We start from the raw sequence: 8,224 nt of genomic DNA, 5'->3' as shown, positions 1-8,224 counted from the left end.
CGACACGGTCGCCCACGCGCTCGGGTGGCGCGAGCACGCGGTCGTGGACGCCGGCAGCGTCGGGCTCGGCGGCGTGGGCACGCTGCGCCGGGTGGACACCTCGATCGCGCCCGCCGAGACCTACCTCGGCGTGCTCGGCGGCCCGGGCCTGACGGCCTACGTCGGTCTGCTCGAGGTCGCCGCGCTGCGCGAGGGCGACATCGTGTGGATCTCCGCCGCGGCCGGCGCGGTCGGCGGGCTGGCGGCGCAGATCGCCAAGCTCAGGGGCCACTACGTGGTCGGCAGCGCCGGCTCCGACGAGAAGGTCCGGATGCTGCTCGACGACTACGGCCTCGACGCGGCGTTCAACTACCGCGCCGGCCCGGTCGCCGAGCAGCTGCGCGCGGCGGCGCCCGACGGCATCGACGTCTACTTCGACAACGTCGGCGGCGAGCACCTCGAGGCCGCGATCGACGCGCTCCAGGTGCACGGCCGGGTCACGGTCTGCGGGATGATCTCCCAGTACAACGCCACCGAACCCACCCCGGCGCCGCGCAACCTCGGCATGATCATCGCCAAGCGGCTGGCCATCCGGGGGATGCTGGTCATGGACCACACCGACCTGCGGCCGGCGTTCTACCGCGAGATGAGCGACTGGATCAGGCGCGGCGAGGTGCGCTACCAGGAGACCGAGTTCAGCGGTCTGCGCAACGCACCTGATGCGTTCCTGGCCATGCTCGACGGGCACAACATCGGGAAGATGTTGGTACGGCTGGATCTCTGAGCGTGGCGCTACTGGTCGGGCACGCGTTGCCCGGTGTCCGGCGGGTCGACCAGAACCGGCGCGGGCGGGGAGAACCACAGCGGGGCGGGCGGATCGGCCGGCGGCGCGTCACCCACCGCCGACCAGAGGCTCCAGCTTCCGGCGACCAGACCGACCACCGCAAGCACCGCGCACACCGCGCTGACGAGCACGGTCCGCGGCCGCAGTCGCGGCTGCCGGCCGGCCGATCCGTTGTCCAGAACGACGGGCCGCGGATCGGGGTGCGGCGGCTCGGCGGCGGTCACGTCCGAATCGTCACCCGTCGCCCGGGAGCGGGCCATTGTCCGTTGGTTCTAGTACCTGCCCCTGCCGCTGCGCCCACAGCGCCGCCTGGGTGCGGTCGGTCACGCCGAGCTGGTGGTAGACGCTGGTGAGATGGGCCTTCACGGTCCGCTCGCTGATCCCGAGCCGGCGGGCGATCGACTTGTTCGGCAGGCCGTCGCCGACCATGCGCAGCACCTCGCGCTCCCGGTCGGTCAGGTGCGCACCCGGCCGCGGCGTGCGCCGGCTGGTGAGCAGCACCCGGGCCGCCTTGGGGTCCAGCGGGGAACCACCGGCCACCACCGCCCGGATGCCGGACAGGATGGTCTCCGGTTCGGCGTGCTTGAGCAGGTAGCCCTCGGCTCCGGCGTGCAGCGCGTCCAGGATCCGGTTCTGGTCGCTGAACGAGGTGAGCACCAGGACGTGGGTGTCCGGCAGCACGGCCAGGATCCGCGTGATCGCCCGCACGCCGTCCAGTCCGGGCATGGACAGGTCCATCAGCACCACGTCAGGTCGCTGTCGGCTGGCCTGCTCGACCGCCTCCCGACCGTCCGCCGCCTCACCGGCCAGCTCGAGATCCGTTGTGGTGCCGAGGAGTTGGGCGAGCCCACGGCGCACGATCGCGTGGTCGTCGACGATCAGTACCCTGATCATGACATCGGCACCTCGGCCTCCACCCTCGTTCCCGCGCCCGGCGCCGAGCGCACGATCAGCCGGCCGCGCGCGCCGGCGATCAGGTCGCTCAGCGCGCGCAGCCCGAAGTGGCCGCCCTCGGCCGGCCTGCCGATCCGCTCGCTGTCGAAGCCCCGCCCGTCGTCGTCCACGGTGAGCCGGGCCTGGCCGTCCCGCTCCACCACGGTGATCTCCACCTGGCCGGCGTCGCTGTGCTGCGCCACGTTGCGCAGCGCCTCCTGGGCGGCGCGGAACAGCAGGCCGGCGGTGACCGGCGGCAGGTCCGCTGCGCCGTTGGTGTTCAGCCGCACCCGGATGCCGGTGCGCTCGAGGCCGCTGGCGAGCTCGGCCAGCGCGCTGGCCAGACCCTCCTCGGCGAGGTTGGGCGGGTAGATGTCGACCAGCAGCGAGCGCAGCGCGCCGACCCCGGCCCGTAGATCGGTGGCCGCCTGGGTGATCACCTCGGCCCGGCGTGCCTCGTCCGGGCGCCCCAACCGGGCCGCGTCCAGCGCGTAGGTGATCCCGGTCAGCTGCTGGACCACGCCGTCGTGCAGCTCCCCGGCGATCCGCCTGCGCTCGGCGTCGGAAGCGTCCACCGCGTGCCGCAGCAGGGTTTCCCGCTCGCGCTGCTGCCGGCGCACCCGGCGGGCGAGTGACGCGGCGAGCGGGATCTGCACCAACTGCAGCACCAGCAGCGCGCCGAGCGCGACCGGGGCGAACCGGCGCCAGACCGCGCGGCCGGCCTCGTTCACCGCGTCGTAGCGGAAGTAGGACTCGAACAGCAGCGGCTGGCCGGTCACGGCCCGCACGCCGACGTAGACCTCGAGCAACTTGCCGTGCTGGGTCTCGTACCGGTTCTCCGGCATGGTCAGGTCGCTCACCGCCGACGCGGTGCGCTGCTGGCGCAACGCCTCCATCTCGACGGCGTCCAGCGGATAGACGCCGCCCTGCAGCCGCGGCTCGTCGGAGTAGATCACCCGACCGTCGGTGTCCCACAGCTTGATCCGGACCAGCGAACCCTGCAGCACGTACTGGCGCATGGCCGCGTCGAAGGCGGTCAGCGCGGCGGGATCGCCGGCGATCACCGCGCCGTCCAGCCGGGGCTCGATCACGCCGCGCGCGGTCACCCAGGCCACCTGGCCGGCGGCCTCGGTGGCCTGCTCGATGCCGGCTTCGCGGGCGGTCAGGCCGATCAACGCGGCCAGGGCGAGCAGGACGATCACCCCGGCGGCGGTGAACCGGGCGACCAACCCGGCTGTGGATGCCACTACCGAAGGGTAGGGCGCGGGCGCGGCGAAAGGATCGTCCAGAAGTGCTAGTCCCAAGGTGCAATGGCGCCGGCTGCCCGGTTCGCGGACGGTGGACACATGCTGACCGTGCGCACGGATGAGCACGACGGCGCCCCGATGTGGTCGTGCCTGCAGGGCTCCAAGCTGCCCGGCGGGTTCCTGGCCTGGGACCGGATCGGCATCGGGCCGCGCTACGAGACCTGGCTGGTGTGGTCGGTTCCGCTGTGGAGCCCCGCGGTGCTCAAGCTGCCGCGGCCGCACCAGATCCACCACCCGCGGGTCCGCCGGTCCCTGGCCCGCGAGGTGGCCGCGCTGTCCGGCAACCCGCATCCGGCGTTGCCGCGGCTGTACACCGACGCCACCGGCGCCGACCCGCCGTTCATCACCACCGAGTACATCGACGGCCCGGCGCTGCGCGAGGACATCGCGGCCAACGGCCCGCTCGACGAGGACGAGGTCGCGCTGCTCGGCGCGCAGTTGCTGACCGGGCTGAACGCGCTGCACCAGCGCGGCATCGCGCACCTGGACATCCGGCCGGACAACGTGGTGCTGCGCGACATGCGCCCGGTGCTCACCGACTTCGGCTCGGCCCGGCGGATCGGCGCCGCGCTGCCGGTTGGGCACCCGGTGGGCACACCCGGCTACGCCGCGCCGGAACTGGCGCCGGGCGCGCGGGTCACGGTCGGCATGGACCTCTACGCGCTCGGGGTGACGCTGCTCGAGGCGCTCACCGGCGGCGCCCCGACCGCGGCGCTGCCCGGCAACTCCGAGCTGGTCGGCCTGGTGCGGGCGCTGATCGACCCGGACCCCGCGCGGCGGCCGAGCACCCCGCGGGCGCTCACCGCACTGGCCACCGCCGTGCCGGACGACCTGCGGCCGTGGCCGTCCTGGGCCGACCCGGCGGCCGGACCCGCCCGCTGATCATCGCGGGCTTCACCGTCGCCTGCCCGAACGGTCCTGGTGCCGGCGGCTCGCGCGGAGCAGTTTTGCCCACATGAGCCAGTATCACGAAGTCACCGGGGACCACCCGGTACTGCAACGGTGGGCCAGCGGCGAGTGGGTTTCCTACGCGCAGCAACTGCTCACCAGCGCCGGGTACCCGCCGCAGGACCACCAGATCGACGGGCTGTTCGGGCCGCTGACCCAGGAAGCGGTTCGGGATTTCCAGGGTGCGCACGGCCTGACCGTGGACGGCATCATCGGACCGGCGACCTGGGCCGCGCTGGAGAGCTCCAGCAGCAACGGAAGCGGGTCGCTGCAACTCGAGTACGCCGCCGCACCGGCAATCCAGGGCGGCGGTCTACAGTGGACGGTGCGCAACTCCGGCACCGGCCCGGCTGCGGCCGGCGAATCGGCCGGCAGCTACGAGATGTACGACTCGAACAACACCACGATTCCCGGCGGCTCGGTGCCGCTGGCCAGCGAGCTGGCGCCCGGCACCGAGTCCGGCACGCTCGGGGTCAACCTGATCGAGCACACTCCGAACGACGGCAGCTACCAGGCCAGTGTCCAGTTGGGCAACGACATCCACTTCGTGGACTACCTGGTGGAGCACGGTTCGGTCAGGACTCCGTGACGACGATGACCACCTTTGCGCGGGCGTGCTCGTCCTCCAGGTACCGGATCGCGGCGGGCACCTCGCGCAACGGGTAGCTGCGGTCGATCACCGGCCGCACCTTTCCGGACTCGATCAGTTCCCGCAGGGCCGCGAGGTTCTCCGTGGCCTGCTTGGCGAACAGGACGTGCACCCGCTGCTTGACGAATGAGGACAGCAGCTTTCCCTTGAATCCGAGGCCCATCGGGCCGACCAGGCTGCCGCCGTTGGACGTGCCGCCACCGGAGAGCAACAGGGTTCCGCGCGGGGTGAGTACCCGGCGCAGGTCGGTCAGCGACCGGTTGCCCACCAGGTCGAACACGACGTCGTGCGGCGGGGCGCTGCGGGTGAAGTCCTCGCGCAGGTAGTCGATGATCCGGTCGGCGCCGAGCGACTCGACCAGCTCGACGTTGCGGTGGCTGCACACCGCGGTCACCTCCGCGCCGTACGCCTTGGCGATCTGCACGGCGAACGTGCCCACCCCGCCGGACGCGCCGTTGATCAGGACCCGTTGTCCCGGTTGGAGTTCAGCGAGATCACGCAGGCCGATCAGCGCGGTGTTGCCGGCCAGTGGCACCGCGGCCGCCTCCGGGAAGGTCAGGTTGGCCGGCTTGGTGTCCAGCACGTTCTCCGGGGCGCACACGTAGTCGGCGAACGCGCCGAACGCCTCGCCGTACACCTCTTCGCCCGGGCGGAACCGGGTGGCGTCCGGGCCGGTTGCCTCGACCGTGCCGGCGAAGTCGACGCCGCGGATCTTCGTGCGGGGCCCGCTGAACCCGAGCCCGATCCGGGCCAGGTACGGGTCGCCCCGCATGAAGTGCCAGTCCAGCGCGTTGACCGCGGCCGCGTGCACCCGCACCAGTACCTGGTTGCCGCGCGGCACCGGCCGGTCAACCTCGTCCAGCCGCAACACGTCCGGCGGGCCGTACCGATCCTGCACGATCGCTTTCATGGGTTGTTCCTCCCGTTCTGCGGATGATCCATTCGGCCACCGCGATGTTGACCGCCCAGCCCGCGCCGAGCAGCAGTGCCCGGGTGACCCCGGTGGGTTGGCCGGCGGTCAGGGCCACCGGCGCCACGATCAGTGCCTGGGTTCCGGCGCCCTGGGCGATCGCGTAGCCGCGGATCATCCAGGCCCGGTGCCTTGTGACGTCGCGCCGCCGGATCGCGCCGAGGCCGAGGACGAGCGCGGCGGCCATGCCGGTGCTAGCGGCGATCTGGAAGCCGGCCAGCAGGGCGCCGTCGCCGGCTGGGTGCCGCAGGAACAGCACCAGCCACAGGGCGGACAGTGCCCCGGCCAGTCCCAGCGGGACCAGCAGCCGTCCGGCGACGCGGTGCCGGCGACCCTGCCGCCCGGTGAACTGGAACGCGCCGAGCACGCAGAACAGACTGGCGCCGACGATGTGCAGCAGCACCGGCACCGGCATGGCCTGGAACCGGTCGGTGTCCGGCAGTTCCGGCACACCGCCGGTGAGGCTGGCTACCCGGATGGCCCCGGCGGCCACCGGGACGGCGCTGTACAGGACCAGCGCGGCGGGTATCCATCGGCGCGTTCTCATGCCGGGAATCGTGGCGGTCGCGGTGGGTTCGACTCATCGGCCGTTGGGCCGCCGTCGCGCCGTACTTTCGGCTGGTTCCTACTTCCGCCCGGGCCGGACCCGGTTGGTCTCGTAGGCCCACATGGCGATCTCGACCCGGTTGCGGGCACCGAGCTTGGCGCACAGGCTCGCGACGTGGGTCTTGACGGTGCTCAACGTGATGTAGTGCTCGGCGGCGATCTCGGCGTTGGTCCGTCCACCGGCGACCGCCGCGAGAATCTGCTCCTCGCGCTCGGTGAGCGCCTCGATCGGCTGTGCAGGCGGGCTGTCCGGCCCGGTGCCGGCGAACGCCTCGAGCAGCCGGGCGGTGACGCTGGGGGCGATCAGCGCGTCGCCGGCCGCCGCCGCCCGGACGGCCTGGCCGAGCAGTTCGGTGCCGGCGTCCTTGAGCAGGAATCCCTTGGCCCCGGCCCGAAGCGCGGCGTAGACGTACTCGTCGAGGTCGAACGTGGTGATCACCACCACGGCCAGCGGATCGGCCACGTCGGGTCCGGCAAGCCTCCTGGTCGCCTCGATCCCGTCCACCTCGGGCATCCGGATGTCGAACAGGCACACGTCCGGCCGCAACCGCCGGGCCAGCTCCACCGCCCGCCGGCCGTCCGCCGCCTCGCCGACGACCTGGATGTCGGGCTGGCTGTTCAGGATCATCGTCAACCCGGTCCGGACGATCTCCTGGTCGTCCGCGACCACCACGCTGATGCTCATGTGGCCCGCGGCAACACGGCCGTCACCGTCCACCCCCGCCCGGGGTTCGGCCCGGCCGTGCAGCTCCCCCCGAGCAGATCCGCCCGCTCGATCATCCCGATCAACCCGTACCCCGGCGACCCGCTCGTCGCCGCGTCCCCATCGTCACTCACCCGCAGATGCACCGACGTGTCATCGGCCAACACCTGCACCTCGATCCTGGTCGCATGCCGCGCATGCCGCCGCGCGTTCGTCACCGACTCCTGCGCCAGCCGGTAGATCGCCGCCCCGATCGCCGGCGGCACTTCCCCCACCTCGCCCACGACCTCGATGTCCACCACCGGCCCCTGCCCACCCCGATCCGCCAACCGCGCCAGATCCCCGATCCCCAAGGTCGGCGCCAGCTCAGCCGGCAGATCCCGCCGCAATGCCCGCACCATCGTCCGCATCTCCGCCAACGTGCGCGACGCCTCCCCCTCGATCACCCGCAGCGCATCCGCCGCCGCCCCCGGCTCGGCCCCCATCGTCGCCAACCCCGCCTGCGCCCTGATCGCCATCGCGGACACATGGTGCGCCACCGTGTCATGGAGGTCCCTGGCCAACCGCTCCCGCTCCAGCAACTTCACCTGATCCAGCTCCCGCCCTCGCGCCCGCGCCCGGTAGCGCACGGCCGCCCCCACCGCCCCCGCCGCCGCCAACACAAGCACCCCACCCGCCGTTTCCCCCACCGTCATCGTCCCCGCCCCCAACGAAACCCCCAACTTCCCCATCATGACCGCACTCCCGATCACCACCTCCCGCCCCGACCCCCACCGACTCAGCGCATAAGGCAGCACAACCATGAACGCCATCGCATTCAGCCCCACCTCATCCCCCACGATGAGCGGAACCACAGCACAAATCCCAAACCCAACCGCCACCACCACCAGCGGCTGCACCCTCCGCCACAACAACAAGGGCACCAGCGCCAACGTCACCCCCAACGACCACCCCGGCGCCACAATGTCGTCCCGCACCCCCACCTCAACCAGAGCGGCAACAACCACAACCGCCACCAGCCCCCAGTCCCACCCCCGCACCCCGGGCGCCCCCGCCGGCCGCCCCTCACGCCACACCGATCGCACCACCTCAACCACCCGCCCATAGTACGAGCCCACCCCCACCCCCAGATCAGCCCAAAGTACGACCCCGCCCACCCCCTCGGCGCCGGCAGACCCCCCGGTAGCCCGGCACCCCACCGCCCACCCACCGATCACTGGCGAACCGGGGTCCCTGAGCCCCTCCCTGTCGAGGGGGTGTGGTGTACGCGTCGGTGGTGTCTTCG

The 8,224-nt window shown here is 72.3% G+C and carries 10 protein-coding genes; 3 read left to right on the top strand and 7 right to left on the bottom strand.

Annotated features, from left to right (window positions below; all coding sequences use genetic code 11):
- A partial coding sequence (locus tag VFV67_RS17700) for an NADP-dependent oxidoreductase (RefSeq protein ID WP_326471351.1) occupies window positions 1–763 on the top strand: 763 nt, incomplete at its 5' end.
- A gap of 8 nt (window positions 764–771) precedes the next feature.
- Here VFV67_RS17700 and VFV67_RS17695 read toward each other — a convergent pair.
- The 3 genes from VFV67_RS17695 to VFV67_RS17685 are packed head-to-tail and all read right to left on the bottom strand — an operon-like array spanning window position 772 to window position 3,003.
- On the bottom strand, window positions 772–1,047 hold the full coding sequence (locus VFV67_RS17695; RefSeq protein ID WP_326471350.1) for a hypothetical protein: 276 nt from the start codon (window positions 1,045–1,047) through the stop codon (window positions 772–774).
- 10 nt (window positions 1,048–1,057) lie between these two features.
- Window positions 1,058–1,717 (bottom strand): response regulator transcription factor, encoded by a 660-nt coding sequence (locus VFV67_RS17690; RefSeq protein WP_326471348.1) that lies wholly within the window; start codon window positions 1,715–1,717, stop codon window positions 1,058–1,060.
- Complete coding sequence (locus tag VFV67_RS17685) at window positions 1,714–3,003, bottom strand: sensor histidine kinase (RefSeq protein WP_326471346.1); 1,290 nt, start codon at window positions 3,001–3,003, stop codon at window positions 1,714–1,716. Before VFV67_RS17685 ends, VFV67_RS17690 begins: the two co-directional genes overlap by 4 nt.
- Before the next feature lie 99 nt (window positions 3,004–3,102).
- Here VFV67_RS17685 and VFV67_RS17680 point away from each other — a divergent pair, with 99 nt between their 5' ends.
- Both VFV67_RS17680 and VFV67_RS17675 read left to right on the top strand, forming a co-directional pair.
- Complete coding sequence (locus VFV67_RS17680; RefSeq protein ID WP_326471344.1) at window positions 3,103–3,945, top strand: serine/threonine-protein kinase; 843 nt, start codon at window positions 3,103–3,105, stop codon at window positions 3,943–3,945.
- 73 nt (window positions 3,946–4,018) lie between these two features.
- The gene (locus VFV67_RS17675) at window positions 4,019–4,600 is read left to right on the top strand and encodes a peptidoglycan-binding domain-containing protein (protein ID WP_326471342.1); all 582 of its coding nucleotides are present in this window, start codon (window positions 4,019–4,021) and stop codon (window positions 4,598–4,600) included.
- Here VFV67_RS17675 and VFV67_RS17670 read toward each other — a convergent pair.
- The 4 genes from VFV67_RS17670 to VFV67_RS17655 form a co-directional block, all read right to left on the bottom strand.
- Window positions 4,587–5,570 (bottom strand): NAD(P)-dependent alcohol dehydrogenase, encoded by a 984-nt coding sequence (locus VFV67_RS17670; protein WP_326471340.1) that lies wholly within the window; start codon window positions 5,568–5,570, stop codon window positions 4,587–4,589. The two genes, VFV67_RS17675 and VFV67_RS17670, sit on opposite strands and share 14 nt — an antisense overlap.
- Window positions 5,509–6,177, bottom strand: a complete 669-nt coding sequence (locus VFV67_RS17665; RefSeq protein ID WP_326471338.1) for a DUF2306 domain-containing protein — start codon at window positions 6,175–6,177, stop codon at window positions 5,509–5,511. Before VFV67_RS17665 ends, VFV67_RS17670 begins: the two co-directional genes overlap by 62 nt.
- 78 nt (window positions 6,178–6,255) lie before the next feature.
- The gene (locus VFV67_RS17660) at window positions 6,256–6,921 is read right to left on the bottom strand and encodes a response regulator transcription factor (RefSeq protein ID WP_326471337.1); all 666 of its coding nucleotides are present in this window, start codon (window positions 6,919–6,921) and stop codon (window positions 6,256–6,258) included.
- Window positions 6,918–8,036, bottom strand: a complete 1,119-nt coding sequence (locus tag VFV67_RS17655) for a sensor histidine kinase (RefSeq protein ID WP_326471335.1) — start codon at window positions 8,034–8,036, stop codon at window positions 6,918–6,920. Before VFV67_RS17655 ends, VFV67_RS17660 begins: the two co-directional genes overlap by 4 nt.
- Between the last annotated feature and the right edge of the window lie 188 nt (window positions 8,037–8,224).

The sequence above is a fragment of the Actinophytocola sp. genome (assembly GCF_035762905.1).
In the GTDB taxonomy this organism is placed as follows: Bacteria; Actinomycetota; Actinomycetes; order Mycobacteriales; family Pseudonocardiaceae; genus DASYTH01.
The sequence above is the reverse complement of the archived record's forward strand: the minus strand, read 5'-3'. Positions and strand labels throughout refer to the sequence as shown.

Bases quoted from the DNA above. Each gene is read 5' to 3' on its own strand.
- VFV67_RS17690 (WP_326471348.1), bottom strand. From the start codon at position 1,717: ATGATCAGGGTACTGATCGTCGACGACCACGCGATCGTGCGCCGTGGG.
- VFV67_RS17675 (WP_326471342.1), top strand. From the start codon at position 4,019: ATGAGCCAGTATCACGAAGTCACCGGGGACCACCCGGTACTGCAACGG.
- VFV67_RS17665 (WP_326471338.1), bottom strand. From the start codon at position 6,177: ATGAGAACGCGCCGATGGATACCCGCCGCGCTGGTCCTGTACAGCGCC.
- VFV67_RS17680 (WP_326471344.1), top strand. From the start codon at position 3,103: ATGCTGACCGTGCGCACGGATGAGCACGACGGCGCCCCGATGTGGTCG.
- VFV67_RS17670 (WP_326471340.1), bottom strand. From the start codon at position 5,570: ATGAAAGCGATCGTGCAGGATCGGTACGGCCCGCCGGACGTGTTGCGG.
- VFV67_RS17660 (WP_326471337.1), bottom strand. From the start codon at position 6,921: ATGAGCATCAGCGTGGTGGTCGCGGACGACCAGGAGATCGTCCGGACC.